Genomic DNA, 25,833 nt, shown 5'->3' on the forward strand with positions numbered 1-25,833 from the left:
CACCAACACCGCCACTGCAACGCAAGCTAAAACAAGCACAGGGGACACGATGCTGGAGCACGCTGCTGGAAAAAACCGCTACGACGTCTGGGCGCCCAACGCCGGGTCAGTGAAACTGCTCGCCGGAGGTAGCGAGCACGCGATGGAACAAATTCACGACGGCGGCGCTACCGGTTGGTGGCGCGCGTCCGCCGAGGTCACCGGCAACGAAGGCGACGCGGTAGCGTACGGCTACATCGTGGACGGCGAGGGACCCTTTCCCGATCCACGCTCAAGGCGACAGCCGGACGGGGTGCATGGGCTGTCGGCCACCTTCGATCCTGCCGCTTACCACTGGGGGGATGGCGAGTGGAAGGGGCGCAGCCTCAAGGGATCCGTCATCTACGAGCTCCACCTGGGCACGTTCACTCCCGAAGGCACACTTGACGCTGCCGCCCGGAAACTGGACTATTTGGTCGACTTGGGCGTCGACTTCATCGAACTGCTGCCGGTCAACGCATTCAACGGAGTTCACAACTGGGGTTACGACGGCGTGCTTTGGTACGCCATCCACGAGCCCTACGGTGGCCCCGAGGCCTATCAACGGTTCGTCGACGCCGCCCACGCCGCTGGCTTGGGGGTCATCCAGGACGTTGTCTATAACCATCTTGGACCCAGCGGCAACTACCTTCCCAAATTTGGCCCCTACCTGAAATCGGGGGAGGGGAACACCTGGGGCGATTCGGTAAACCTCGATGGCCCGGGCTCTGATGAGGTTCGCCGGTACATTCTGGAGAATGCGGCGATGTGGCTCCGTGACTATCACGTAGACGGGCTCAGGCTGGACGCCGTGCACGCCCTGCGCGACGAACGTGCCGTGCACATCCTTGAGGACTTTGGCGCGCTGGGGGACCAGATCGAGGCGGAGTCCGGCATTCCGCGGACGCTCATCGCGGAATCGGACCTGAACAATCCGCGCCTGATCTATCCCCGCAAGGACAACGGTTATGGCTTGGAAGGCCAATGGAGCGACGACTTCCACCACGCCCTCCACGTGAACCTTAGCGGTGAAACCACCGGATACTACGCCGACTTCGAGTCCCTCGCTGTCCTCGCCAAGGTCCTCGAGCACGGCTTCCTCCACGATGGCAGTTACTCAAGTTTCCGGGGACGCCACCACGGCCGGCCGATCCGGCACGACCTCGCGCATCCTTCCGCATTGGTGGTTTGCCTGCAGAACCACGACCAAATCGGCAACCGCGCCACCGGTGACAGGCTCACGGCATCACTGTCATTTGGTCGGTTGGCGATCGGCGCAGTGCTGACCATGACATCGCCCTTCACGCCCATGCTCTTCATGGGCGAGGAATTTGGGGCTTCCACGCCGTGGCAGTTCTTCACCTCCCACCCCGAACCGGAATTGGGGGAGGCCACAGCGAAGGGCCGGATCAAGGAATTCGAACGGATGGGCTGGGACCCTGCCGTTGTGCCGGACCCCCAGGACCCCGAAACTTTCAAGCGTTCAAAGCTGGACTGGAGCGAGCCAAGCATCGGGGACCACGCACGCCTGCTGCGGCTGTATCGGGATTTAGCACAGCTGCGCCGCAATACGCCGGAGCTTGTGAACGGTGGTTTCGGCGAGACCACGGTGGAGTTCGACGACGACGAGCACTGGCTGGAGTTGACCCGTGGTGCCATCCGCGTGGTGTGCAACTTTGGAGACGAGCCGTTGGATTCGCCTATGGCTGGGTCCCTGCTGCTGGCAACCGACACCGAAGTAGCTCTCGACGACGGTTCGCTGACCCTGCCCGGTGGGAGCGCCGCCGTCGTGCGCGTCCAGCAAGGCGAGCAGTGAAAAGGGTGACGGCGCCCACATTGCGGACAGCCCGAACACGGTGATCTGTGCAGTGGCAGGATGGTACGTATGACTTATTCGGCTGCGGAAAACCGCTACGAAACCATGCCCTACCGCCGCGTCGGACGCAGTGGGCTCAAGCTCCCCGCTATCTCGCTGGGCCTTTGGCACAACTTCGGCGACGACAGGCGGTTCGACGAACAGCGCGCCATCCTGCGCCGTGCCTTCGATCTGGGCGTCAACCACTTCGACCTCGCCAACAACTATGGCCCGCCGGATGGATCGGCGGAAACGAACTTCGGACGCCACCTAAAGGAAGACTTCAAGCCGTACCGTGACGAGCTCGTCATATCCACCAAGGCCGGCTACTACATGTGGCCGGGCCCCTATGGTGAATGGGGATCCCGCAAGTACCTGATCTCCAGCCTTGACCAGTCCCTGCAGCGCATGGGCCTGGACTATGTGGACATCTTCTACAGCCACCGTCCGGATCCTGAGACTCCATTGGAGGAAACAATGGGGGCGCTGGACTACGCGGTCCGGTCCGGCAAAGCCTTGTACGCAGGTATCTCTTCCTACACCCCCGAGCAAACACTCGAGGCAGCCCGGATCCTGAAGGAGCTCGGCACGCCTCTGCTGATCCACCAGCCCAGCTACTCCATGCTGAACCGGTGGACCGAGAATGGCTCGCCGAACCTCTACGAGGCACTGGACCAGGTGGGCGCCGGCTCCATCGCCTTCTCGCCTCTTGCCCAGGGCATGCTGACCAACCGCTACCTCAACGGTGTTCCGGCTGACTCGCGGGCCGCGAAGGAACGGTTCCTCTCCGAATCCGCCTTGACGGAGGACAAGCTGGACCGCGTTCGGGGACTCAACGCTATCGCCGAGGGCCGTGGACAGACCCTCGCGCAGATGGCCATCGCATGGATTCTCCGGGACCAGCCGAAGGGCTCTCCCGTAACATCCGCGCTTGTTGGAGCGTCCAGCGTTTCGCAGCTTGAAGACACGCTGAGCGCCATCAACAACCTGAAGTTCTCCACTGATGAGCTGACTGCGATCGATGAGTTCGCCGTCGAATCCGACATCAATCTGTGGGCGCAGGAGTAAACCCAGGGGAAAGACATAAAACAGAAGGGGCTGGCGGGAACAAAGCCGGCCCCTTCTCTGTTGGCTACAATGCAAGTGTGCGCCAACTGGCGCCGTGCCAATCAGTCGTGCTCTGAGCTCAGTCAGAGTTTGCGCCTGGCACCTGAGGTTTAGTTCTCAAAAGGAGTTCCGTGTCTTCACATCCGATTCGTGTTGCCATTGTCGGCGTAGGAAACTGCGCCGCATCGCTGGTCCAAGGTGTTCAGTACTATCGCGACGCTGACCCCAAGGCCACGATTCCGGGTCTGATGCACGTCGAGTTCGGCCAGTACCACGTCAACGATGTTCAGTTCGTTGCTGCTTTCGACGTCGATAGCAAGAAAGTTGGACTGGACCTTGCCGACGCCATCGGCGCCAGCGAAAACAACACCATCAAGATCGCCGACGTCCCTGCCACCGGAGTCACCGTTCAGCGTGGACATACCCTTGACGGCCTGGGCAAGTACTACCGCGAGACCATCGTCGAAGCTCCCGAGGAGGACGTCGACATCGTTGCTGCCCTCCGCGAAGCCAACGTAGACGTCATGGTTTGCTACCTGCCCGTTGGTTCGGAGCAGGCTGCCAAGTTCTACGCCCAGTGCGCCATCGACGCTGGCGTGGCTTTCGTCAATGCTCTCCCCGTCTTCATCGCCGGCACCAAGGAGTGGGCTGACAAGTTTACTGCGGCCGGTGTTCCGATCGTGGGCGACGACATCAAGAGCCAGATCGGTGCCACCATCACCCACCGCGTGATGGCCAAGCTGTTCGAGGACCGCGGCGTCACCTTGGACCGCACGTACCAGTTGAACGTTGGCGGCAACATGGACTTCAAGAACATGCTTGAGCGCGATCGTCTCGAGTCCAAGAAGATCTCCAAGACGCAGGCCGTCACCTCCAACGTTGAGGCAGACCTTCACGCTGACGACGTCCACATCGGGCCGTCCGACTATGTTGCCTGGCTTGACGACCGCAAGTGGGCCTTCGTCCGCCTCGAGGGCCGCAACTTCGGTGATGCTCCCGTTTCCCTCGAATACAAGCTCGAAGTATGGGATTCCCCGAACTCCGCTGGTGTGATCATCGACGCCATCCGCGCGGCCAAGATTGGCCTGGATCGCGGCATCGGCGGCCCGCTGCTCTCCGCGTCCAGCTACTTCATGAAGTCCCCGCCGGAGCAGTTCAACGACGACATCGCCCGCGACAAGGTGGAAGCCTTCATCCGCGGCGATATCGAGCGCTAAACCGCAACAGCACAAGCAACGCGGGGTCACTTACGGCCGATGATTGACCATCGGATGGGCCGTAAGTGACCCCGCGTTGCTTTTAAGGAGGTCAGAAGAGGCCAGTGGGGTTGCCGTCGGGACCGACGTCCATGCGCATGGCGGCCGGTTCTTTGGGCAGCCCGGGCATGGTCATGACGGCTCCGGTCAGGGCGACTATGAAGCCTGCACCCGTTTTGGGAATGAGTTCGCGCACGTGTACCCGGAATCCCTTTGGCGCCCCGAGCTTGGACGCATCGTCCGTGAATGAGTATTGCGTCTTGGCCATGCAGACGGGCAGCCCGCCCCACCCATTCTTTTGGATGTCCACCAGCCGCTTCTGTGCCGGAACGGAAAATTCAACGCCGTCGGCGCCGTAGATCTCCTGCACGATGGTCCGGATCTTGTCCTCCACAGAAAGTTCCAGTGGGTACAAGTGGTGAAAATTTGAGGGCCCCTGCACTGCCGCTGCCACCTTGGCCGCGAGTTCATCCCCACCGTCGCCTCCGCCGCCGCGGCCCCAGACATCGGCGACGGCGGCTTCCACGCCTTCCGCTGCGCACCAGTTCAGCAGCCACTGAAGTTCTTCGGCGGTGTCGGTGGCGAACTTGTTGATGGCAACGACCGGTGAAATGCCGAACTTGGCGACATTGCCAACATGTCGTTTGAGGTTTTCCACTCCGGCGGCTATGGCGTCCACGTTGGGTTCGCTGAGTTTGTCCTTTGGAACTCCGCCTTGCATCTTGAGCGCACGGATCGTTGCTACAACAACGACGGCGGACGGCGCCACGTCAGCGATGCGCGACTTGATGTCCATGTACTTTTCGGCACCCAGGTCCGCGCCGAATCCGGCCTCGGTGACCACGATGTCTGCCAGTTGCTGTGCAGTCCGCGTTGCGATGATGGAGTTGCACCCGTGGGCGATGTTGGCGAAGGGGCCACCGTGTACCAGTGCCGGTGTCCCGGCGATGGTCTGGACAAGGTTTGGCTTGATGGCGTCCTTCAAGAGCAATGTCAGGGCACCTTCGACACCAAGATCCGCAACAGTTACCGGTTGGCGGTCGAAGGTGTAGCCGAAGGTGATCCGGCCCAAGCGCGCTCGGAGGTCGTCCAGGTCCGCGGCCAGGCAGAATACGGCCATGATTTCGGAGGCCACGGTGATGTCGAAGCCGTCTTGCCGGGGTACGCCCTGGGCAGGGCCGCCGAGCCCGATAATGATTTCCCGTAAGGAGCGGTCGTTCATGTCGATGACGCGTTTGAACGTCATGCGGCGGGGGTCGATTCCGAGCTGGTTGCCTTGGAAGATGTGGTTGTCCACGAGTGCCATGAGGGCGTTGTTGGCCGAGGTGACGGCGTGGAAGTCGCCGGTGAAGTGAAGGTTGATATCGTCCATGGGCAGTACCTGGGAGTATCCGCCGCCGGTTGCTCCGCCCTTCATGCCAAGGATGGGTCCCAGTGACGGTTCCCGGAGCGCGATCATCACTTTGTGGCCGGCGCGTGCAAGGGAATCGGCCAGACCGACCGTGGTTGTCGATTTTCCTTCGCCGGCAGGGGTGGGGGACATGGCTGAAACGAGGACTACCTTGCCGGGCGCCTTGCCCTCGGGGAGCACAAGCTTGGCCGGAGTGATCTTGGCTTTATAAGGCCCATAGTGTTCCAGTGCGTCCACGTTGATGCCCGCGCGTCGCGCAATTTCTTCGATGGGCAGGATGGTGGCGTTGTGGGCTATCTCAAGATCGCTCAGGCCCTTGTTTTCAGACATCGTTGTCCTTCGGCTTAGTGCTTACGCTGTGTGGGCTGACGCTCGGCGCCCTGCCTACGCTGTGCGCGACAATCTATCAGGCGCCAGCCAGTAACCGCGTGAGGTTCACCGCCCGGGGACCAGCAGGCCGCCAACAGACTCGCGATAGCTTTCCAAGGTGATCGCAGCAGTCCGCTGCCAGCCAAAGGATTCGGCGTGGGTCGCGGCCAAACGGCCCATGTCCTCGCGTGTCTGTACGTCGTCGTACAAATCCTCGAGGGCATCAGCCCAGTCGGAAGGATCGTGGCCATCTACCAGGATGCCCGTCCGGCCATCGGAAATTGCGCGTGAGAGCCCACCAACGTTGGTGGCCACTACGGGGGTGCCGCACGCTTGTGCTTCCAAGGCCACGAGTCCGAATGACTCGCTGAACGAGGGCATCACCACGACGTCTGCGGAGCGGAACCAGCTGGCGAGCTCGGGCGCTACAACGGGCGGGCGATGCGTGACGACGTCGGCCAGACCGGCCTCCTCGATGATGTGCTGCAGGTTGAAGTCCTTGGCGCCGCTGAGCGAGCCCAGAATGGTCATTTCCAGATCGATGTCAGGCCTGCGCTTCCGCAGGAGACCGGCCGCTTTGACGAAGACCTGGGGACCCTTGAGACGTTGGATCCGGCCTGCGAAGAGTATGTGGAAACTGTCCGGCCTGACATCCCGCTGGGCGCGCGACTTGCGACGGAAGGATGGCGTGAATACTTTCAGGTCCACGCCGGGAGGTGCGACGTCAATCTTGTCGATGTCGGCTCCGTAGTGGGAGACAAGCTCTTCTGCCTCGGCTGGAGTATTGGCGATGAGGCGGGCGGCACCATCAACAATTCGCTGCTCGCCGTCTTCCCGACGCCGCGGCTCGGGCCGCTCGCCGGACTCAAGAACAAGATTCTTGACCTTGGCCATGGTGTGCATGGTGTGGACCAGCGGAACGCCCCAGAGCTCGGACAATTCCAGTCCCGCAACCCCGGACACCCAGTAATGGGAATGGATGATGTCGTAACGGCCGTGGGGTTGCTGCTGCCGGATCCGATCGATCTCCTCCACCATCTGGTGGAGGAGGGCGGGCAATTCTTCCTTGGGGACTTTCCGGCGGGGTCCGGCCATCACGTTGTGGACGCATACGCCGGGTCCGGGATGCTCGACGGCGGCCTGGCCGGCTTTGGTGGAACGGGTGAAGATCTCCACCTCCACACCGGACTCGGCCAGCGCCATGGCCAAAGCCCGCACATAGACGTTCATTCCACCAGCGTCTCCGGCCCCTGGCTGTTCCATTGGGGAGGTGTGCAGTGAAAGGAATGCCACCCTACGGATCAATGGCACACTTTCCTCCTTGCCGTGAAGCCAACTTGTGAAGCCAAACCACTTTTGCCCTGCAGAAAACACTACTCCTGAAGCCGGGCACTACATGGCGCCAATCCCGGCTATGTGGATAAGGCTGCTAGCGTGTGCGCTGTGAGCCAAGAAACCCTTTTCGATATCCGCCCAGCCACGCCCGAAGATTGGCCCGGCATCTGGTCCGTCATGGAGCCGATCCTCCGTCAGGGGGAGACCTTCACTTGGGATCGCAACACCACTGAAGAAGCTGCCCGTGCCAAATGGTTAAAGGAAGCGCCCGGCCAAACGTTCGTGGCCGTGCGCAATGCGGATGGGCCGCACCCGGGAGGCGAGGTGCTGGGCACTGGCGAGTTCCATGCGAACCAGTCAGGCGGCGGCAGCCATGTGGCCAACGCCGGGTATATGGTGAGCTCCAGGCATTCGGGCCAGGGAATTGCACGGGCGCTGTGTGCCTACTCGTTAAAGGAAGCCAAAGCGGCAGGATTCCGCTCCATGCAATTCAACGCTGTGGTGGAGAGCAACGTCAGGGCAGTGTGGTTGTGGCAATCCATGGGATTCCGCATCCTGGCCACGGTGCCCGAGGCCTTCGACCACCCTGAAATTGGGTACGTCGGCCTGCACGTGATGTTCCGGAAGCTCTAGAAATCACTTCCAGAGTCCGCGCAGTTCCGGGAAGGCTGCCTCGTAGCCGTCAAGGAGTTGGGCGGCCAGCGACGCCGAACCGACCAGCGGGTGGGCAGCAAAGGCTTGCAGTGCAGCCTCCCTGTCACCATCCCGCACAGCCCTGACCGTCAGCCGTTCCACTTCCTTGATGTGTCGCATCAAGGTGAGGAACTGGCCTCCTGGCCGTTCCTGCGCAAGCGGCAGGGCGCCGTCGGGTGTTACCTCGCACGGAACTTCGACGACGGCGTCCCCCGGAAGCCCGGGCACGGCGACTTCCGCCTCATGTGCCGAAGAGCCGGCGACGGGTGAATTGGGCACATTGAGGATCAGCTGCGCCGTCCCGCCTCCGGATAGAGCCCGCATCACGGACAAAGCCACACGCTCATAGCCGCCCCCGGCGAGGTCTTCCTCGTCGCGGTGCTCCCCATGTGTGCGGGCCTCGGCCAGGTAGCCTTCTTCGCGGGAGCGCCGGGCCGCATCCCACATGGCATAGGCGTTCGAGGCTTCCACAAGGGAAGGATAGAGCGAGCTCTGTTGCTGGTGGATGGACGCCCCACGCGTTTCACGTTGCTTCAGGATGGCTTCCGTCGCCTGTTCGGTTTGGTAGTAGTAGTAAAGGTATTCATTGGGCAGGCAACCGAGTTTCTCCAGAATGTGCTGGCCGAACAAACGCCCTTCTTCCAGCTTTTCGAGCGCCCCACGATCCGATAACAGCTCCGGCAGCAGATCCCGGCCGTCGGGTGCCAACTTGTAAAGCCACCCGAGGTGGTTCAACCCGAAGTAGCCCACGCCGTCGAGCATTCCTTCTTGAAGGGGTGAACCGGCGGCCCGTGCGGCGCGTTGGACCAGGCCGCCGGCGGAATCGCAGATACCGATCACCTTTGGTCCCAGCTCCGGCACCAGCGCCTCGGTGACCATCCCGGCGGGGTTGGTGAAGTTGATGAGCCATGCATCCGGGCAATAGTGCCGCATTCCCCCGGCGAGCTCCAGCATGTGCGGAATGGAGCGGAGGGCGTAGGAGATGCCGCCCGCACCCGTGGTTTCCTGGCCCAGCAAACCGAGATCCAGGGCCACGCGTTCGTCGGCGATCCGTCCTGCCGTTCCGCCCGGGCGGATCGCGGCGAAGACCATATCGGTGGCGGTGAGTGCCTGCCCCAGGTCAGTTGAAATCACGACGGCGGGCCGGGAACCTTCCGTCGTGGGCATATCGCGGAGGACTGCCTGGATGGCGGCGAGACGCGCGGGATCGACGTCGTAGAGCACCACCTCGTGCACCAGTCCCGCGAATGGACCCGTGCATAAGGCACGGTACACAAGGGGTACCCGGAAGCCGCCGCCACCGGCGATCATGAGCCGCATGATCCGAGTCTATGCAGCCCGGAAGGCGCAGCGTAGTGTGCCGTGCATGGACGCAATGCCCCAGCGACGTTTTGACCCCCTTGCCGCCGTGCGCACCGAGGGCGACGGCCAATGCGACCTTCTCCTGGCAGGAACGGTCTTCCAGGACATCATTTTCACCGGACTCCCGCACTCTCCCGAGCCCGGCACTGAAGTGTGGAGCGAGGGCATGGGCAGCTGCCCGGGCGGGGTTGCCAACCAAGCGATCGCTGCAGCACGGCTTGGCCTGAGGACCAACCTGGCGGCAGCCTTTGGCGACGACGGTTACGGGGATTACAACTGGCAGATCCTTGAAAGCCAGGAGCATGTGGACTTATCCCTGTCGCGTCGCGTCCCTGGCTGGCACTCGCCGGTTACCGTGTCCATGTGCGTGAACCAGGATCGATCCATGGTCACCCACGGGCACCCCGCGCCGATCAAAGCCTCGGACCTGATCGGAAAGCCACCCAAGGCGCTGGCGGCCGTCGCGGATCTGGGCGAGGAATTGGAACCCTGGATGCTTGCGGCGAAGTCCGCCGGAACCAAACTTTTCGGCGTGGTGGGCTGGGACCCCAGTGGAGAGTGGTCACAGCGCAGGTTGGAGCAACTGGAACACTTTTACGCTTTCCTGCCCAACGCGCCGGAGGCTATGGCCTTCACGGGCAAGACCGATCCGTGGGCGGCGCTCTATTCCTTGGCCGATCGCGTTCCAGTGGCTGTTGTGACGTTGGGCGCGCAGGGGGCTATGGCCGTGGACTCGGAGACGGGCGAAGAGGAATGGGTGCCATCGCTGCCCGTGTCTGCCTACGATCCGACCGGCGCCGGCGATTGTTTCGGGGCGGCCTTCATTGTGGGGTGCCTGGCAGGATGGCGATTGGGGGACCGCCTGCGGTTCGCCAACCTCTGTGCCTCGCTGGCCGTCCAACAAGTAGGTGGGTCTTTGGCAGCGCCTGGCTGGGGCGACATCGCGGATTGGTGGCAGCGTGCCAACGCGCGGAAGGAACGCCAATCGAGCCAGTGGCTGCGGCGCTTTGCCTTCCTTGAGCCGATCGTGAAGGACATCCCCGCTGAAGCACAACGACGCGCCCGCGCCACGATCGCGCACTTGTCCGACGCCCAGTAGGAACGGGGGGAATTGAACCCCCGTTCCCCGGCACCACTAGAATCTCTAGGGTGACTTACGAAGCAGCTGCAGATATCGGGATCGGGTCCAAGGCCTCCATAGCAAAGTCAGCGGTCCTTGAGCGTTCCGCCGTGATCGATCTTGATGCCGTGCGGCACAACGTTCGTCAGTTTGTCGCGATCGCCTCCCCGGCCTCCGTGATGGCTGTGGTGAAGGCCGATGCTTATGGCCATGGCGTGGTTCAGGTTGCACGTGCAGCCCTCGACGCCGGAGCGGCCTGGCTGGGCGTCGCCCACATTTCAGAGGCGCTCGCCTTGCGTGCAGCGGGCGTAGACGCACCGTTGTTGGCGTGGCTGCACACCCGTGAAAGCAACTTCCAAGCCGCAGTTGCCGCCGGCATCGACGTCGGGATTTCCGGTTGGGAACTCGACGCCGTGGTGGCGGCCGCCCGCGAACAGGAGCGTCCCGCGCGGGTCCATTTGAAGGTGGACACAGGGCTCGGCCGGAACGGCTGCCCAATCGCCGAATGGGACCAGCTGGTGGGCCAGGCCATGGAATACCAGGATGAGGGCCTGCTTCGCGTTGTGGGCATTTTCTCCCACCTTGCGGTGGCCGACGAACCGCACCGGCCCGAAACGGACCAGCAGTTGGCGGTTTTCCGTGACGCGCTCGCCATCGCTGAGGATGCCGGCGTCGATACCGAGGTCAGGCACATCGCCAACACTCCCGCTGCGCTGTCCCGGCCGGATTCGCACTTCGACCTCATCCGGGTGGGGCTCGGCATCTACGGGTTGTCGCCCTTCGAAGGAGTCACTTCCGGCGAACTTGGCCTTCACGCTGCCATGAGCGTCCGCACACTCCTCTCCAACTGCAAAAAGGTCCCGGAGGGGCAAGGCGTTTCCTACGGCCTGAAGTACCACACCAGCCAGGAGAGCACGCTGGGCCTGGTTCCCCTGGGCTACGCCGACGGGGTCCCGCGCATCGCCACGGGCGGTCCGGTTCGCGTCAACGGCGTCACCTACCCTGTGGTGGGCCAGATCGCGATGGACCAGATGGTGATTGATCTTGGACCGCTCACCCCTGAAGAAGCGGCCGGGCTTAAGGGCAGCGAAGCCGTGATGTTCGGCGACGGTGCCGATGGCGGCCCCACCGCCGATGACTGGGCGGCGGCAGCGGGAACCATCAACTATGAGATCGTGACCCGCATTAGTCCGCGGGTGCCCCGCAGTTACGTCAACGAGGTTCCGGCGCTGCCGGAGGTACACCAGGGCACCCAGGCAGCATCGGAATCGGCGACGCTATGAACGAACCACTGCTCGAACCAAGCGAACCATTGAAAGGCGGCGAACCATTCTGGGAACGCAGCCTGAAGGTCACGACGGCGGAACAAACCCACGCGCTCGGTGCAGCACTGGGCGGGGTGCTTGAGGCGGGAGATCTCCTTGTCCTGACCGGAGAGCTGGGTGCGGGGAAGACGACCTTCACCCAGGGGCTGGGAGAGGGCCTGGGCGTACGTGCCGGGATCATCTCGCCTACGTTCGTGCTGGTTCGGATCCATCCCAACCTTCCGGATGGCCCGCGCCCCGGTGGCCCGGACCTGGTCCACGTCGATGCCTACAGGCTGGAATCAGCTGCTGAGATCGATGACATCGATCTGGAGAACACCATGGACTCGTCCGTCACCGTAGTGGAGTGGGGGAGGGACCGGGTTGAGCACCTCTCGGACAGCCGCCTGGAAGTGGACCTTCACCGGTCTGTGGGTGGCGCAGGCGTTGTGCCGGCTATCCACGTCGAGGACAGCGGCACGGTCCTGGACTTTGACACTGATGACGACGACGAACCTCGCACCATCATTTTCCGCGGTTTTGGCCCCCGCTGGGCCGAGGCACCGAAGCTTCTTGAAACCACGATCTCCGAAGGAGGCCACTGATGCTGATCCTGGCTATCGACACCTCGGCAGTGGCCAGTGCTGCGCTGATTTCGGATGTTGCCATGGAAGGCGTGGTGGATTCCTTTTCCACCGAGGACACCCGAAGCCATGCCGAAGTCCTTGCGCCGGGCATCGGGAAGCTGCTGGCCGGTGCCGGCGTTACCGGGGCGGACATTGACGTGATCGTCACAGGGGTGGGCCCCGGACCGTTTACCGGGCTGCGCTCAGGTATTGCCACCGCGCGGACCCTGGCTTTCGTCTGGAACAAGCCGCTGTATGGGCTGATGAGCCTTGACGCGATCGCCCTCGAAGTAGCGGAGTCCACTGCGGCTGTTCCCGAATTCCTGGTGGCCACTGACGCGCGGCGCAAAGAGGTCTACTGGGCGCGGTACGTCCTTGAGGAGGGCCAGCTTCCCCAGCTCATCGACGGGCCGCATGTGGGTTTCGCCTCGGACTTACCGGACCTGCCCGTGTTTGGGGCCGGCGCTGGACTGTACGCCGACGTCCTCCGTGCCGACGAAGGCTTTGCCGAGGCCCAACCGGACGCGGCGTCCCTTGGCCAGCTCGCGCTTGCCAGAATAACGGCAGGGCAGGAGCTCTTGGACTCCACACCTTTGTACTTGCGCGAATCGGACGCCCAGGTGCCGGGTCCCAGGAAGCGTGCCCTGTGATGGAAGTGGACCGATGAAACTCCCACCCAAACTGGAGCTCGCAGGAGTTTCCCTGCGAGATATGACCGAGACTGATGTCCCGGCCGTCGAAGCCTTGGAACGTCGACTGTTCCCCGTGGATGCCTGGCCCCTGCAGATGTTCTTCGACGAGTTGTCACAGCCGGAGACGCGCCGCTATGTGGTGGCCCAGGTTGAGGGCCAGATCGTGGCCTACGCCGGCTTGATGTGCATTGAGCCGATCGCGGACGTCCAGACGATCGCCGTCGTTCCCGAATTCGAAGGCAAAGGCATCGGTTCTGCCATCCTGACCGAGCTGATCGAGGAAGCGCGGCGGCGTCACGCGGCGGACGTCCTCCTGGAGGTGCGCGCGGACAACCCCCGTGCACAGCAGCTGTATCTGCGTTTCGGATTCGAACAGATCCATGTCCGGCCGCGGTATTACCGGGACGGTACGGATGCGTTGATCATGCGCCTGCCCCTGAATAACCCATGACACTGAACACGCCACATTCCACAGAAGGAGCCAACGCGTGAGCGGCCCTTATCCAGAACAGCCGAAGCAGCCGTTGGTGCTGGGCATCGAATCGTCCTGTGACGAAACCGGCGTTGGAATCGTGCGCGGTACAACGCTGCTGACCAACACGGTGTCCTCCTCCATGGACGAGCACGTGCGCTTTGGTGGTGTCATCCCTGAGATCGCTTCGCGTGCCCATTTGGATGCCTTTGTCCCCACGCTTCAGGAGGCGCTGCATGAAGCCGGAGTGACTCTGGAGGACATCGACGCCATCGCTGTCACATCCGGGCCGGGCCTGGCGGGCGCCCTCATGGTTGGTGTCTGCGCCGCGAAGGCCCTGGCCGTCGCTACGGGCAAGCCGCTCTACGCGATCAACCACCTGGTAGCGCACGTTGGCGTGGGGCTGCTGGATTCAAGGCCCGACGCCGGTGCTGCCGCCGGCCTGGGTGCCGGCCACTTGCCGCAGAACCTCGGTGCACTCCTGGTTTCCGGTGGCCACACGGAGATCCTCCGTATCCGCAGCATTACAGACGACGTGGAGCTCCTTGGTTCCACCATCGATGACGCCGCCGGTGAAGCCTACGACAAAGTTGCCCGGATCCTGGGCGTTGGCTACCCCGGTGGGCCCGCCATCGACAAGCTGGCACGCCAAGGCAACCCGAAGTCCATCCGCTTTCCGCGCGGCCTCACCCAGCCCAAATACATGGGCACCGCGGAGGAGAAAGGACCGCACCGCTACGACTGGTCCTTCAGCGGCCTCAAAACCGCGGTGGCCCGGTGCGTGGAGCAATTCGAAGCCCGCGGGGAAGAAGTACCCGTAGCCGATATCGCAGCGGCATTCCAGGAGGCCGTGGTGGACGTCATCAGTTCAAAGGCGGTCCTGGCCTGCAGGGAGCACGGCATTACCGACGTGCTCCTTGGTGGAGGTGTTGCTGCCAACTCGAGGCTGCGCGAATTGACCGGCCAACGGTGTGTATCGGCGGGCATCAAGCTGCACGTGCCGCCACTGGACCTCTGCACGGACAACGGTGCCATGGTGGCAGCCCTCGGTGCTCAACTGGTCATGGCCGGAATCGGGCCCAGCGGAATAGCGTTCGCGCCGGATTCCTCCATGCCCGTTACTACGGTTTCGGTGGCTGCGTAACTCCACCCAACTATGCGTCGGGGCCTTTACGCATCTGCTGTACGAGGTCCATGACCACTGCCTGCAGGTCCCCGTTGTGTTCGGCGGCCACCCGGCGCTGGCGCTGGTAGCTGGCGCCGCGTTCAATGATCTTCATGACGTCGGCCAGTTCCTCAGAGCATCCAAGCTTGGCTGCCACGGGTTCCAAGCGTGCCACAGTTTCTGCGAGGTGCTCGGTGACCAACTGCTCGTTGCCCTTGGCATCGAGGATGATGATGGCTTCCATGCCGTAGCGCGCTGCACGCCACTTGTTCTCCTGGACGTGCCAGGGCGGCATGGTGGGGATGCTCCCGCCGGCGTCGAGGATGGAGGAGAACTCGTCCACGAGGCACTGTGTGAGTGCGGCGATGGCGCCCACTTCCTCAAGGGTGGCGAGGCCATCGCAAATGCGCATCTCGATAGTGCCCAGGTTGTAAACAGGCCGGATGTCCCAGCGGATCTCGGAAATGGCGTCGATGACACCTGTGGTGAACATGTCCTGGACATAGGACTCGTATGCTTCCCAGGTTTCGAACTGGAACGGCAGGCCAGCGGTGGGGAGCTGTTGGAACATGAGGGCCCGCTGGGATGCGTAGCCGGTTTCTTCGCCGGCCCAGAAGGGGCTGGAGGCGGACAGTGCCTGGAAGTGCGGGAAGTAGTTGACCAGGCCGTCCAGGATGGGGAGTACTTTGTCCCGGCGATCGATGCCTACGTGGACGTGGACACCATAGATGACCATTTGGCGTCCCCACCATTGGGTCCGCTCGATCAGCTTGGCGTAACGCTCCTTGTCGGTGACCGGCTGGAGCAGGGGAGGGCTGAAGGGATGGCTGCCTGCGCAGAACACCTCCACTCCCATGGGGTCGGTGACTTCGCGGACAGCGGCGAGGGAGCGGTTGAGGTCCTCTTTTGCTTCCTTGACCGTTTCGCAGATTCCGGTAACGAGTTCCACCGTGTTCAGGAGCAGTTCGCGCTTGATGTGGGGGTGTTCGTCGTCTTCGTTGAGGTCCGGATGGTTCGCAGCGACACCCTTGAGGACGTCGTTCGCCACTGAAACCAGTTCTCCGGTGCGTGCATTGACGAGCGCCAACTCCCATTCCACACCCAGTGTCGATTGCCTGGATGGCGCAAACTCAATCTGCACGTAGTCCCCTCGTTGCTTGTTTCTGCTGGACTTTCTGCTGGACGCAACCCGCTGCGGGGCCGTCAGCGGTCGGCTCAAGTCTAGTGCAGCCGGAGCATGGCTGATTGCGGACAGGGCGAAGTTAAGCGCCGCGACACATCGCAAGCGAATTGCTAATGAGAATGGTTTTCAATTAGAATCCTTCCATGCACCTCACCGTTGTCAGCTCCCTGGACAGTCAGTGCCGCGATGCGGCCACCGCCCGGCTTGGTCGAACCCACACGAACTCCGTCGTCGTTCTTCACGACCTCCTGGATGGTTCCTTGGTCATGCGGCGCGTCTATAGGGGAGGCCAGCTGTTTGAGCGTGAAACAACCGTTCTGGAACACGGTTGCCTCAGCTGTACGGTCAAGCTGGATGTCGTACCGACGGCGGAGCGCCTCGCCGCTTGCGGGTTCGACCACGTGGTCCTGGGCCTGCCACCCGGCGTCCCGGCAGGGATGGCAGTCGCGGAACTCCGGCGCGGCCTCACCCGGCCTGCTGTCATGGACAACGCCATCCTGGCCTTGGACCCCGTGGATCTCGACGATCACATCTGGGACCGGCACACCCTCTTTGAATCCGGCTTCACATCGATGCCGGAGGATGAACGGACCAGCGGCGAGTTCCTGATCGGCGAGTTCGGGCAGGTGGATACTGTCATGTTGCACCCGGGCTTGGGAGCGGAATTGTCCGGAAATCCCCGCATGGGATCCGAAGAATGGGTGACTGGCGTGGAGCTGCTTGGGCAGCTGGCACCGCACGCTGCAGCAATCGGTGCGGCCGATGACTTCAGATCGGGCTGCTTCGACGACGCCGAAGCGGCCGCACGTACCCGGCCCGGAGTGGTCTGCGTGCCCTTGGATGATTCTCCCGGTTCCTTCCGAACAGTCCTCCACAAGGCCGGGCGGCCGCTGCACCCCGGCCGTTTCCGTGAAGCACTTCCCCAACTCGCGGCCGGAACCCACTGGCTCCGCGGACGCCTGTGGATCGCCTCGGCTGCCAAGATCCGGATTGCGGTACAGGGAATTGGTCCCCGGGTGTGGCTTGAGAGCACCGGAACCTGGCTGGCGGACGCACCTGCCGCAGGTCGCAAAGGCAGGGTGGGAGCCGACGTCGACGCCTTCCTTGACTGGCACCCGAATTACGGGGACCGCGGAACGGTCCTGGCCATTACCGGACGCTCCGAGGACATCGACCCCCAGGAAATCCGCGCCCTTCTGGAGGGCTGCCAACTGACGGAGGCCGAGATGGAACTCGACTTTGGTGTCTGGGAGGACCCCTTGGAACTTAGCGAAGCATTTTAGCCAGCCACCCCAAAAACCAACCACCAATAACAAGGAGAAAAACCATGAAGGTCAGGAACTCACTGCGTGCCCTCAAGAAGATTCCGGGCGCACAGATCGTCCGACGCCGTGGGCGCACGTTCGTCATTAACAAGAACAACCCGCGAATGAAGGCCCGCCAGGGCTAACGGCGCGGAAGCGCAAGGGGCCCGTTGTTTAATGGGTGAATGCCAATCCTGAACAAAGACATGTCCCTGTGCATTTCGCTCGCGGCCCGGCCCAGCAACATTGGGACCAGGTTCCACAATTATTTGTACGACCTGCTCGGACTGAACTTTGTCTACAAGGCATTCGCCCCGGCGGACATCACTCTTGCAGTGGCTGGCATCCGCGGCCTCCCCATCAGGGGAGCCGCGGTTTCCATGCCCTACAAGGAAGCGGTCATCCCGCTTGTGGACGTGATGGATCCCTCGGCAAAGGCCATCGACTCGGTCAACACGATTGTCAACAACGACGGCGTCCTGACCGCATACAACACCGACTACATCGCCATTGCCCGCCTGCTGAAGGACCATAAAGTACCCAGCAGCCACACCGTGCTGCTGCGAGGAGCCGGAGGAATGGCGAAAGCGGTGGCCGCAGCCCTCCGCGATGCAGGCTTTACGTCCGTGACCATCGTTGCCCGCAACGAAACCACAGGACGTGCGCTCGCGGACCTTTACGGTTTCGCCTGGCAGGACGACGTCAACGGATCCACGGCGGACCTGATCATCAATGTCACGCCCCTGGGCATGGCTGGTGCGGACGAAAGGGCACAGTCCTTTGACGACGCAACCATTGCGGCGGCAAAGATAGTGTTCGACGTCGTAGCCCTACCCTCGGAGACGCCCCTCATCACGGCTGCCCGGCAGGCAGGCAAGCCGGTGATCACTGGAGCGGAAGTGATTGCCATCCAGGCGGAGGAGCAGTTCGTCCTGTACACGGGCGTCCGCCCGAGTGCTGACCAGGTCCGTGAGGCCTCGGAATTCTCCCGACGCTGACGCGGACTAGAACGTCACGGGCTCCACCGCTACGGCCACTCTTTCCTCGCCAATCCTGGTGAGGACCAGGGTGGCCGTTTTCGCGGGCTTGGTGTCGCGCTTGGATGGAAGTAGTTGTTTCCGCAGTTCTTCGGGAGTGACAGCGGTGCCGCGCTTCTTGATGTCCAGCACCGAGATGCCGTTCGCTTTGACCCAGGCTTTGAGGGCTTTGACGTTGTATGGCATGACCTCCAGCACCCTGTAAGCCTTGGCAAAAGGCGAGTCATGGAGTTCCGGGGCGCAGATGTAGGCGATATGTTCATCCACCAGGTGCCCGCCCAGGCGTTCTGCGACGTCGGCCACCAGGCCTGCGCGGATGACCGCACCGTCAGGTTCGTAGAGGAACCCCTCAACCGGCCCGACGGCGGCTACCGGGCCGCCGTCGAAATCCTCACCGCTGGTGAGCTCGGCAGCGCCCTGGGAGCCGATGACAAGTGCCGCGCGCCGGATCCCGGGGCGGGCCACGGCGTTGAACCACAGGGTGACCTCCGTGACGTCGCCACCTACGGAGACCCACTGCGCTTCACAGTTCGCCGGAACCGAGTCGTGGGGCATGCCAGGACCCATCTTGACGCCGACCGCACGGCCGGCTGCGGCCAGGCCTTCAACGAACGACAACGGGGGAGAGAATGCTTCCGGATCCCAGATCCGCTTTGTCCCGGACGTCGAGGTTGTGCGCCGTGCGGGATCCAGCCACACGCCGTCGATCCCGTCCAGTTCCACTGACGTGGCATCCGAATGCACCACTGTGGCGTGCGGGAAGGGCATGAGGTTGATCGTGGCGCAGGCCGCGGTGGTTTCATCCATCTCCACCGCGGTCACGGCAATGTCCATCGAGGCCAAGGCCATGGAGTCGGCTCCAAGACCGCAGCCAAGGTCTGCTACGTGGGAAATGCCGGCCTTGGCAAAACGCTCGGCGTGCCGGGCCGCGACGTTGAGGCGCGTCGCCTGCTCGAGTCCGGCCTGGGTGAACAGCATCTGGCGGGCGAACTCGCCGAACTTGGCCTCGGCGCGGGTTCGGAGCCGGGACTGCGTGAGTACAGCGGCCACCAGCTCAGGGGAGTGGCCAGCCTTTCGAAGATCGGCGTTCATGCTGAACGCATCGGCTTCGCGGTACGGCCCCAGCGAGGCAAGGAGTTCCCATCCTTCAGTGGTCAGCAAGGGTGCGATCTGTTCCTGCGGTGCATGAGACATGGGATCAAGCCTAACGGGGCGCGCCTTGACGCCGTGAGTTGGGAATCAGCCCGATAGGGTTGTTTTCATGGAAGACAACGCAGCTCCGCAGCCCTCCGACACGAACAACCCGGGCGGGAACCGCCCCGCTGCCCCGGGAGCTTCAGAGCATTCCGCCGGCCGGTCCCTTGTGGCGTTTGCCCGTCCTGCCTTGATCGCGGGGGCCGTGATCGCGGTAATCTGCGTTGCCCTGCTGATCGTCATCTTCGTCCTGGACTCATTCAACGCAGCTGCCTACTCCGTCACAGGCAAGAGCGTGAACGACGCTACTGATGAAGCCCGCGATATCCGGGACCTCTACAGCGGGGCCCGCATTGGCGGGATTATCGCCCTGGTGATTTCCGGCGTCGTGGCCCTGGCAGCCGCCGTCGTGCTGTATTTGAATCGCGGATCGGTACCTGTGGATGAGGATGACGACGGCGAAGACTACGATCTGGATGACCTCACCGGGCGGTAACGGGAGTTCACCAACGACGAAATTCTGGCACTCACCTTGACCGAGTGCTAACGCTTACATAGAGTCTTGTTAGCACTCTCCCCCGGAGGGTGCTAATCACGCCAGGCGTCCACCGGCACCGCGACGACGGTTGCACGCCACGGCACCCTAGTTCTTAGTCCATGAATCAGCTCATGAAAAGGAGAGTCCGAGTGTCGGTCTCGATTAAGCCTCTTGAGGATCGTATTGTTGTTCGCCCGCTCGAAGCAGAGCAGACCACGGCTTCCGGCCTGGTAATTCCGGACTCCGCACAGGAGAAGCCGCAGGAAGGCGAAGTTGTTGCAATCGGCCCCGGCCGCTTCGATGACAACGGCAACCGCGTGCCGGTTGACGTAGCTGTTGGCGACGTCGTTATCTACTCCAAGTACGGTGGAACCGAAGTCAAGACCGGCGGCAACGAGTACCTCGTTCTGTCCGCCCGCGACGTCCTTGCGATCGTCGTAAAGTAACTTCCTGGAGCCCCGCACCGCAGCCGCGTTGGAATCATTCCGACCTTCTGCGGTGCGGGTTTTCTGTCTTGAAAGGACACAACCATGGCAAAGCAGCTTGCTTTTAACGATGCTGCCCGCCGGTCTCTTGAGGCCGGTATCGACAAGCTCGCCAACACTGTCAAGGTGACGCTTGGCCCGCGCGGCCGCAACGTCGTGCTGGACAAGAAGTGGGGCGCTCCCACGATCACCAACGATGGCGTGACGATCGCCCGCGAAGTTGAGCTTGATGACCCCTACGAGAACCTTGGTGCGCAGCTGGCCAAGGAAGTAGCCACCAAGACCAACGACGTCGCTGGCGACGGCACCACCACCGCTACGGTGCTGGCGCAGGCACTGGTCAAGGAAGGCCTGCGCAACGTTGCTGCTGGTGCCGCTCCTGGCGAGATCAAGCGTGGCATCGAGGTTTCCATCGAAGCCATCGCAGCCCGCCTCCTGGAGAACGCCAGCGAAGTGCAAGGCACCCAGGTTGCCAACGTTGCCGCTATCTCCGCCCAGAGCGACGAAATTGGCGAACTGTTGGCCGAGGCTTTCGGCAAGGTGGGCAAGGATGGCGTCATCACCATCGAAGAGTCCTCCACCACCCAGACCGAACTCGTCCTCACCGAAGGCATGCAGTTCGACAAGGGCTACCTCTCCCCGTACTTCGTCACTGACGCAGAACGCCAGGAAGCCGTCCTCGAAGACGCCTTGATCCTGATCAACCAGGGCAAGATCTCCTCGCTGCAGGAATTCCTGCCGTTGCTGGAGAAGGCGCTGCAGGCCTCCAAGCCGCTGTTCATCATCGCCGAGGACATCGAAGGCGAAGCCCTGTCCACGCTGATCGTCAACCGCATCCGCGGCACCCTGAACGTCGTCGCCGTCAAGGCTCCCGGCTTCGGCGACCGCCGCAAGGCCATGCTGCAGGACATCGCTACGCTCACTGGCGCACAGGTTGTTTCCCCGGACCTTGGACTTTCGCTGGACACTGTTGGCCTTGAGGTACTGGGTACGGCTCGCCGCATCACGGTCACCAAGGACAACACCACCATCGTCGATGGCGCCGGAACCGAGCAGGACGTTGCCGACCGCGTGGCCCAGTTGCGTGCCGAGCTCACCCGCACGGACTCCGACTGGGACCGCGAGAAGCTGCAGGAGCGCCTTGCCAAGCTGGCTGGCGGCATCGGTGTCATCAAGGTTGGCGCAGCCACTGAGGTTGAGCTGAAGGAAAAGAAGCACCGCATCGAGGACGCCGTTTCCTCCACGCGTGCAGCCCTTGAAGAAGGCATCGTTTCCGGTGGCGGTTCCGCGCTCATCCACGCCCTGAAGGCACTGGACGAGTCCCCGGCCGTCAAGGCCCTGGAAGGTGACGCGGCAGCAGCTGTTGGCATCGTCCGCCGCGCCTTGATCCAGCCGCTGCGCTGGATCGCGCAGAACGCCGGCTTCGACGGCTTCGTCGTCGTTTCCAAGGTCTCCGAACTCGAAGCCAACCACGGCTTCAACGCCAAGTCCGGCGAGTACGAGGACCTGATCGCCGCCGGCGTGATCGACCCCGTCAAGGTCACCCGCTCCGCACTCCGCAACGCCGCTTCCATCGCTGCCCTGGTTCTCACCACTGAGACCCTGGTTGCCGAAAAGCCGGCCGAGGAAGAAGACGCACACGCAGGCCACCAGCACTAACAGCCTGTTCAAAAAAGCCCTGGTCACCTTCGTGTGGCCAGGGCTTTTTTGTCAGCAACCCGCAGGTTCCCCGGAGCCGCGGGGACCTATTGTGGGACTTACGACGGCGGCGGTACCCTGACGCTAATACGGCGGCTTGGGTGCGCCAACCGGGTTGCTCCCGGTCGCGGAATGAGTGTTCACTATGTCGGTCACAGCCTTGGATATGGGACGCTCGGCATTCTCCGAGCGTCGCTGGAGCGATGCGCTGGACTGCCTTGCCCGGGCCGATTCCGAAGGCGGCTTGCCTGCCCGGGACATGGAACTGGTGGCATCCGTGGCAATGCTGCTGGGCCATGACGATGACGGAGTGAAGTACCTGACGCGGGCCCATGAGGAATTCCTGACATTGGGCGACATGGCCGGTGCGGCGCGCTGTGCGGCGTGGCTGGTGCTGTTCCTCATGGACATCGGGGAGCCCGCGCGAAGTTCCGGTTGGATGTCCCGCGCCCAGCATCTGATTGCCGAAATGGAAGAGCCCACCGAAGCGGAGGGCTATCTCCTCATCCCATCCGCCCTGGGTTCACTTTACGGAGGAAATCCGGAGGCCAGTCACGAGCTGTTTGGCCGGGCCTTTGAAGTGGGCCGGCGTTTCCACGACAGGGATCTCATGGCGTTGGGCAAGCTGGGCCTGGGCACGGCCAGGATTACCCTCGGCTCCCCGGACGAGGGATTGCAGCTCCTCGATGAAGTGATGTTGTCCGTCACCGCCGGCGAGGTCTCGCCCATACCTTCCGGGATCATCTACTGTGCGGTGATTGGAAGCTGCCGGCTCGCTTTGGACGTCCACCGCGCCCAGGAATGGACGGCAGCCTTGGAGCGGTGGTGCGGAGACCGGCCGGACATGGTGATGTTCAGTGGGCAATGCCAATCGCACCGCGCAGAGCTGTTCATCCTGCATGGCGCCTGGGACGAGGCCTTGGCTGCGGCCCGCATCGCCCAGGACCGTTCGCGTCGGGGCGATCCGGAAGCGGCCTGGGGAGCTTGGTACCAACAGGGGGAAGTCCTCCGCCTCAGGGGCAGGTTTGACGAGGCCGACGCAGCCTACGCCAAGGCCGGGGAGACCGGCTTTGAGCCATTGCCTGGCCTTGCGCTTCTACGTATGGCCCAAAACAAAACGTCCCAGGCGCAGGCCATGTTGCACCGTGCGATGTCCGGAGCGGATCCGGCCAACCGCTGCAGGCTGCTTCCGGCGGTGGTCCAGGTGGAGCTTGCGGCGGGGGACGTCGTCGCAGCCCGAGAGGCCGCGAATGAACTCGCAGCACCGCTCCACGAAGCCAGCCGCCCCTTGGAGCGGGCGCTATCAGCCCAGGCGGAAGCGAGCGTTCTCTTGGCCGAGGGGAGTGCCGAAGCCGCACTGATGACCGCCCGGAAGGCTTGGCGGCTTTGGTACAGCCTCGAGGCTCCGTATGAAGCTGCCCGGTGCCGGTTGTTGGCTGGCCGTGCATGCGCCGGGCTGGGCGACCCCGACTCCGCCGCCATGGAATTCGAAGCGGCCGCAGCCGAGTTCGCAGAACTCGACGCAGCGCCTGCCCTGGCCGGGGTGCTGGGTCTCAAAGCGGGAGCCGGAACGGTGAGTGGCGGCGATGGTTCCGTGCTCTCCGCCCCTGAACTGACTGCCCGTGAACTGACCGCCCGTGAACTGGAAGTCCTGAGGCTCGTCGCCGACGGAAAAGCCAACAAGTCCATTGCCCGGGAACTGTATCTCAGTGAAAAGACCGTTGCCCGTCACGTCAGCAACATCCTCAGCAAGCTCTCCTTGCCATCCAGGGTTGCTGCCACCAAATACGCGTTTGAGCACCACTTAACCAACTGATGCTCTATCACTTCCCACCGCTTTTCTCCCGATCTTCTCTCACATACCGCAGGGTTTTCCCGAACGCTCTCTCACTTCCCGGCATGCGCATAAATACCCATGCCCATTCCTGCAGGATGCGTCATTTGGCCGACGCGGCAAGGGGCGCCGGACTCATACCTTGGGCTTATGAACATTCCACTGCTCGCCGGCACCGTATCCACCGTGCTTTTTGCATCCAGCATGCTGCCCATGTTGTTCAAGGCAGTCCGGACCAAGGACCTGGCCTCCTACAGTTTGAGCAATATCACCTTGACCAACATCGCCAATGCCGTGCACTCGTTCTACGTCTTCGACCTTCCGGCGGGGCCGGTGTGGCTGCTCCACACCTTCTATGTGGTGACGTCGGCACTGATGTTGGTGTGGTGCCTGCGATACCGGAAGGCTCCCACTGGAACCCCAGCAACTGAAACCCCAGCAACGCGGGGTCACTTAAGGCCCATGTCGGCCGCTGCCATAGGCCATAAGTGACCCCGCGTTGACCAGTAATGAGAAAGGAAAAGCCATGAAAAAAGCTAGTGACCCACAGTTCGATACCGTGATCGTAGGCGGTGGCCAGGCCGGCTTGGCGCTCGGCTATTGGCTGGCCAAAGGGCACCACGACTTCGTCATCCTCGACGAGAACGCCAGGACCGGCGATTCGTGGCGCCAGCGGTGGGATTCGCTCCGACTCTTCACCCCGGCCAAGTACGACGGTTTGCCGGGCATGCCCTTCCCAGGGGACCGTCTGGCGTTCCCCAGCAAGAATGAGTTGGCGGACTACCTGGAAGGTTATGCACAGCGGTTCAGTCTTCCGGTGGTTCCCGGGGTCCATGTTGATGGAGTGACACAAGAGGGTGATCGCTTCCTTGTGAGCTCCGGTGACCGGTCATGGACCGCCAACAACGTAGTGGTTGCCACCGGCGTGTATCGCCTGCCCAAGCGGCCGGCATTCGCGAATGAGCTGGATCCGGGCATCGTGCAGCTTCACTCGCAGGAATACAAGAATCCCGGGCAACTCCAACCTGGACCAGTGCTCGTTGTCGGGCTCGGCAATTCCGGCGCGGAGATTGCCCTCGAAGCCAGCAGGACCCACACCACGTTGTTGGCGGGCAAAGCCAGTGGCGAAATCCCTGTTCGCCATGGACGCGCTGCAGCCCGGTTTGTGCTGCCTGTGATCCGGTTCGCAGGCCTTCACGTCCTGACGCTCAACACACCGGTTGGCCGGAAGGTGGCGCCGGCATTCAGGATGATGGCGGCACCTTTGATCCGAACACGTACCAAGGAACTGCGCGAGGCGAAGGTGGAACTGCTGCCAAGGATAGCCGGCGTAAAGCAGGGCAAACCGTTGCTGGAAGAGGGCCGGACGCTGGACGTGGCGAACGTCATTTGGTGTACCGGATACCGGGAGGACTACTCGTGGCTGAAGCTCCCGTACCAGGACGGAGAGGGAGCGCCGGCCCACAAGAGGGGAGTAGTGGAATCTGTCCCTGGACTCTATTTCATCGGCCAGGAGTTCCTGTTCGCTGCAGTCTCGGCAACGCTTCCAGGAGTTGGCCGGGATGCCCGTTATCTGGCACAACGAATCACAGTCGACCGGCAGCTGACGGTGGGGCGTCGGCCGGCCTTGACCTAGTTTTCCGGGCCTTCAGACACAGTGCCTTGGCACAGGCAACGCACAGTTTCATCTTTGCAAATGCATAGTCCAACCTGAGCTAATAGACACTCGTAAGGCGGTTCCGCAGACCGGCCCAACTGGGGCCGGAGCCCGGAAC

The 25,833-nt window shown here is 62.7% G+C and carries 24 protein-coding genes; 19 read left to right on the forward strand and 5 right to left on the reverse strand.

Features of this window, described 5'->3' with window-relative positions:
• Positions 1-49 precede the first annotated feature (49 nt).
• From treZ to AC6I97_RS08955, 3 genes are all read left to right on the forward strand, one after another.
• Positions 50-1,834, forward strand: coding sequence for a malto-oligosyltrehalose trehalohydrolase (gene treZ, locus AC6I97_RS08945; RefSeq protein ID WP_497944706.1), 1,785 nt, complete (start codon positions 50-52; stop codon positions 1,832-1,834).
• 69 nt (positions 1,835-1,903) lie between these two features.
• Positions 1,904-2,941, forward strand: a complete 1,038-nt coding sequence (mgrA, locus tag AC6I97_RS08950; RefSeq protein WP_497944707.1) for an L-glyceraldehyde 3-phosphate reductase — start codon at positions 1,904-1,906, stop codon at positions 2,939-2,941.
• A 170-nt stretch (positions 2,942-3,111) separates the two neighbouring features.
• Entirely contained in the window at positions 3,112-4,197 is a 1,086-nt protein-coding gene (locus AC6I97_RS08955) for an inositol-3-phosphate synthase (RefSeq protein WP_224088285.1), read from the forward strand.
• A 91-nt stretch (positions 4,198-4,288) separates the two neighbouring features.
• Here AC6I97_RS08955 and AC6I97_RS08960 read toward each other — a convergent pair whose 3' ends face one another.
• Together AC6I97_RS08960 and mshA are read right to left on the reverse strand one after the other, a co-directional pair.
• Positions 4,289-5,977, reverse strand: coding sequence for a formate--tetrahydrofolate ligase (locus tag AC6I97_RS08960; protein ID WP_497944708.1), 1,689 nt, complete (start codon positions 5,975-5,977; stop codon positions 4,289-4,291).
• A 105-nt stretch (positions 5,978-6,082) separates the two neighbouring features.
• Positions 6,083-7,327: a D-inositol-3-phosphate glycosyltransferase gene (gene mshA / locus AC6I97_RS08965; protein WP_224164970.1), complete on the reverse strand. Its 1,245-nt coding sequence runs from the start codon at positions 7,325-7,327 to the stop codon at positions 6,083-6,085.
• Positions 7,328-7,450: 123 nt separating this feature from the next.
• Between mshA and AC6I97_RS08970 the strand changes: the two genes are divergently transcribed.
• Complete coding sequence (locus AC6I97_RS08970; protein ID WP_497944709.1) at positions 7,451-7,984, forward strand: GNAT family N-acetyltransferase; 534 nt, start codon at positions 7,451-7,453, stop codon at positions 7,982-7,984.
• 3 nt (positions 7,985-7,987) lie between these two features.
• Here AC6I97_RS08970 and AC6I97_RS08975 read toward each other — a convergent pair whose 3' ends face one another.
• Positions 7,988-9,364 carry a 6-phospho-beta-glucosidase gene (locus tag AC6I97_RS08975; protein WP_497944710.1) on the reverse strand — a complete coding sequence of 459 codons (1,377 nt, stop codon included), beginning with the start codon at positions 9,362-9,364 and terminating at the stop codon, positions 7,988-7,990.
• A 46-nt stretch (positions 9,365-9,410) separates the two neighbouring features.
• Here AC6I97_RS08975 and AC6I97_RS08980 point away from each other — a divergent pair, with 46 nt between their 5' ends.
• The 6 genes from AC6I97_RS08980 to tsaD are packed head-to-tail and all read left to right on the forward strand — an operon-like array spanning position 9,411 to position 14,764.
• On the forward strand, positions 9,411-10,505 hold the full coding sequence (locus tag AC6I97_RS08980; RefSeq protein ID WP_224088279.1) for a carbohydrate kinase family protein: 1,095 nt from the start codon (positions 9,411-9,413) through the stop codon (positions 10,503-10,505).
• A gap of 50 nt (positions 10,506-10,555) precedes the next feature.
• Positions 10,556-11,809 (forward strand): alanine racemase, encoded by a 1,254-nt coding sequence (alr, locus tag AC6I97_RS08985; RefSeq protein ID WP_497944711.1) that lies wholly within the window; start codon positions 10,556-10,558, stop codon positions 11,807-11,809.
• On the forward strand, positions 11,806-12,435 hold the full coding sequence (gene tsaE / locus AC6I97_RS08990; RefSeq protein ID WP_497944712.1) for a tRNA (adenosine(37)-N6)-threonylcarbamoyltransferase complex ATPase subunit type 1 TsaE: 630 nt from the start codon (positions 11,806-11,808) through the stop codon (positions 12,433-12,435). Before alr ends, tsaE begins: the two co-directional genes overlap by 4 nt.
• The gene (gene tsaB, locus AC6I97_RS08995) at positions 12,435-13,106 is read left to right on the forward strand and encodes a tRNA (adenosine(37)-N6)-threonylcarbamoyltransferase complex dimerization subunit type 1 TsaB (protein WP_497944713.1); all 672 of its coding nucleotides are present in this window, start codon (positions 12,435-12,437) and stop codon (positions 13,104-13,106) included. Before tsaE ends, tsaB begins: the two co-directional genes overlap by 1 nt.
• 13 nt (positions 13,107-13,119) lie before the next feature.
• Positions 13,120-13,599: a ribosomal protein S18-alanine N-acetyltransferase gene (gene rimI / locus AC6I97_RS09000; RefSeq protein ID WP_497944714.1), complete on the forward strand. Its 480-nt coding sequence runs from the start codon at positions 13,120-13,122 to the stop codon at positions 13,597-13,599.
• A gap of 37 nt (positions 13,600-13,636) precedes the next feature.
• Positions 13,637-14,764 carry a tRNA (adenosine(37)-N6)-threonylcarbamoyltransferase complex transferase subunit TsaD gene (gene tsaD / locus AC6I97_RS09005; protein WP_497944715.1) on the forward strand — a complete coding sequence of 376 codons (1,128 nt, stop codon included), beginning with the start codon at positions 13,637-13,639 and terminating at the stop codon, positions 14,762-14,764.
• 10 nt (positions 14,765-14,774) lie between these two features.
• Here the strand turns inward: tsaD and AC6I97_RS09010 are convergent, their stop codons facing one another.
• Positions 14,775-15,926: a glutamate--cysteine ligase gene (locus tag AC6I97_RS09010; RefSeq protein ID WP_224164962.1), complete on the reverse strand. Its 1,152-nt coding sequence runs from the start codon at positions 15,924-15,926 to the stop codon at positions 14,775-14,777.
• Positions 15,927-16,111: 185 nt separating this feature from the next.
• Between AC6I97_RS09010 and AC6I97_RS09015 the strand changes: the two genes are divergently transcribed.
• From AC6I97_RS09015 to AC6I97_RS09025, 3 genes are read left to right on the forward strand one after another with little or no spacing between them, the layout of a single operon-like run.
• Complete coding sequence (locus AC6I97_RS09015) at positions 16,112-17,251, forward strand: CobW family GTP-binding protein (protein ID WP_497944716.1); 1,140 nt, start codon at positions 16,112-16,114, stop codon at positions 17,249-17,251.
• A 44-nt stretch (positions 17,252-17,295) separates the two neighbouring features.
• The gene (ykgO, locus tag AC6I97_RS09020) at positions 17,296-17,418 is read left to right on the forward strand and encodes a type B 50S ribosomal protein L36 (RefSeq protein WP_011775528.1); all 123 of its coding nucleotides are present in this window, start codon (positions 17,296-17,298) and stop codon (positions 17,416-17,418) included.
• Between the two features lie 39 nt (positions 17,419-17,457).
• On the forward strand, positions 17,458-18,270 hold the full coding sequence (locus tag AC6I97_RS09025) for a shikimate 5-dehydrogenase (protein WP_309925875.1): 813 nt from the start codon (positions 17,458-17,460) through the stop codon (positions 18,268-18,270).
• Positions 18,271-18,276: 6 nt separating this feature from the next.
• Here AC6I97_RS09025 and AC6I97_RS09030 read toward each other — a convergent pair whose 3' ends face one another.
• Positions 18,277-19,503, reverse strand: a complete 1,227-nt coding sequence (locus tag AC6I97_RS09030; RefSeq protein ID WP_497944717.1) for a THUMP-like domain-containing protein — start codon at positions 19,501-19,503, stop codon at positions 18,277-18,279.
• A 67-nt stretch (positions 19,504-19,570) separates the two neighbouring features.
• Here AC6I97_RS09030 and AC6I97_RS09035 point away from each other — a divergent pair, with 67 nt between their 5' ends.
• The 6 genes from AC6I97_RS09035 (at position 19,571) to AC6I97_RS09060 (ending at position 25,694) form a co-directional block, all read left to right on the forward strand.
• Positions 19,571-19,999, forward strand: a complete 429-nt coding sequence (locus AC6I97_RS09035) for a hypothetical protein (protein ID WP_497944718.1) — start codon at positions 19,571-19,573, stop codon at positions 19,997-19,999.
• A gap of 191 nt (positions 20,000-20,190) precedes the next feature.
• Positions 20,191-20,487: a co-chaperone GroES gene (gene groES / locus AC6I97_RS09040; protein WP_011775524.1), complete on the forward strand. Its 297-nt coding sequence runs from the start codon at positions 20,191-20,193 to the stop codon at positions 20,485-20,487.
• Between the two features lie 84 nt (positions 20,488-20,571).
• Positions 20,572-22,185 carry a chaperonin GroEL gene (groL, locus tag AC6I97_RS09045; protein ID WP_216925135.1) on the forward strand — a complete coding sequence of 538 codons (1,614 nt, stop codon included), beginning with the start codon at positions 20,572-20,574 and terminating at the stop codon, positions 22,183-22,185.
• Between the two features lie 184 nt (positions 22,186-22,369).
• Positions 22,370-24,040: a LuxR C-terminal-related transcriptional regulator gene (locus tag AC6I97_RS09050; protein ID WP_497944719.1), complete on the forward strand. Its 1,671-nt coding sequence runs from the start codon at positions 22,370-22,372 to the stop codon at positions 24,038-24,040.
• A 168-nt stretch (positions 24,041-24,208) separates the two neighbouring features.
• Positions 24,209-24,550 carry a hypothetical protein gene (locus tag AC6I97_RS09055; RefSeq protein WP_224164957.1) on the forward strand — a complete coding sequence of 114 codons (342 nt, stop codon included), beginning with the start codon at positions 24,209-24,211 and terminating at the stop codon, positions 24,548-24,550.
• 34 nt (positions 24,551-24,584) lie between these two features.
• The gene (locus tag AC6I97_RS09060; RefSeq protein WP_497944720.1) at positions 24,585-25,694 is read left to right on the forward strand and encodes a flavin-containing monooxygenase; all 1,110 of its coding nucleotides are present in this window, start codon (positions 24,585-24,587) and stop codon (positions 25,692-25,694) included.
• Positions 25,695-25,833: the final 139 nt, after the last annotated feature.

Source organism: Arthrobacter sp. TmtSoilC48, assembly GCF_059739425.1.

Bases quoted from the DNA above. Each gene is read 5' to 3' on its own strand.
- treZ (WP_497944706.1), top strand. From the start codon at position 50: ATGCTGGAGCACGCTGCTGGAAAAAACCGCTACGACGTCTGGGCGCCC.
- mgrA (WP_497944707.1), top strand. From the start codon at position 1,904: ATGACTTATTCGGCTGCGGAAAACCGCTACGAAACCATGCCCTACCGC.
- AC6I97_RS08960 (WP_497944708.1), bottom strand. From the start codon at position 5,977: ATGTCTGAAAACAAGGGCCTGAGCGATCTTGAGATAGCCCACAACGCC.
- AC6I97_RS08975 (WP_497944710.1), bottom strand. From the start codon at position 9,364: ATGCGGCTCATGATCGCCGGTGGCGGCGGCTTCCGGGTACCCCTTGTG.
- AC6I97_RS08980 (WP_224088279.1), top strand. From the start codon at position 9,411: ATGGACGCAATGCCCCAGCGACGTTTTGACCCCCTTGCCGCCGTGCGC.
- tsaE (WP_497944712.1), top strand. From the start codon at position 11,806: ATGAACGAACCACTGCTCGAACCAAGCGAACCATTGAAAGGCGGCGAA.
- tsaB (WP_497944713.1), top strand. From the start codon at position 12,435: ATGCTGATCCTGGCTATCGACACCTCGGCAGTGGCCAGTGCTGCGCTG.
- rimI (WP_497944714.1), top strand. From the start codon at position 13,120: ATGAAACTCCCACCCAAACTGGAGCTCGCAGGAGTTTCCCTGCGAGAT.
- AC6I97_RS09015 (WP_497944716.1), top strand. From the start codon at position 16,112: ATGCACCTCACCGTTGTCAGCTCCCTGGACAGTCAGTGCCGCGATGCG.
- ykgO (WP_011775528.1), top strand. From the start codon at position 17,296: ATGAAGGTCAGGAACTCACTGCGTGCCCTCAAGAAGATTCCGGGCGCA.
- AC6I97_RS09025 (WP_309925875.1), top strand. From the start codon at position 17,458: ATGCCAATCCTGAACAAAGACATGTCCCTGTGCATTTCGCTCGCGGCC.
- AC6I97_RS09030 (WP_497944717.1), bottom strand. From the start codon at position 19,503: ATGTCTCATGCACCGCAGGAACAGATCGCACCCTTGCTGACCACTGAA.
- AC6I97_RS09035 (WP_497944718.1), top strand. From the start codon at position 19,571: ATGGAAGACAACGCAGCTCCGCAGCCCTCCGACACGAACAACCCGGGC.
- groL (WP_216925135.1), top strand. From the start codon at position 20,572: ATGGCAAAGCAGCTTGCTTTTAACGATGCTGCCCGCCGGTCTCTTGAG.
- AC6I97_RS09050 (WP_497944719.1), top strand. From the start codon at position 22,370: ATGTCGGTCACAGCCTTGGATATGGGACGCTCGGCATTCTCCGAGCGT.
- AC6I97_RS09055 (WP_224164957.1), top strand. From the start codon at position 24,209: ATGAACATTCCACTGCTCGCCGGCACCGTATCCACCGTGCTTTTTGCA.
- AC6I97_RS09060 (WP_497944720.1), top strand. From the start codon at position 24,585: ATGAAAAAAGCTAGTGACCCACAGTTCGATACCGTGATCGTAGGCGGT.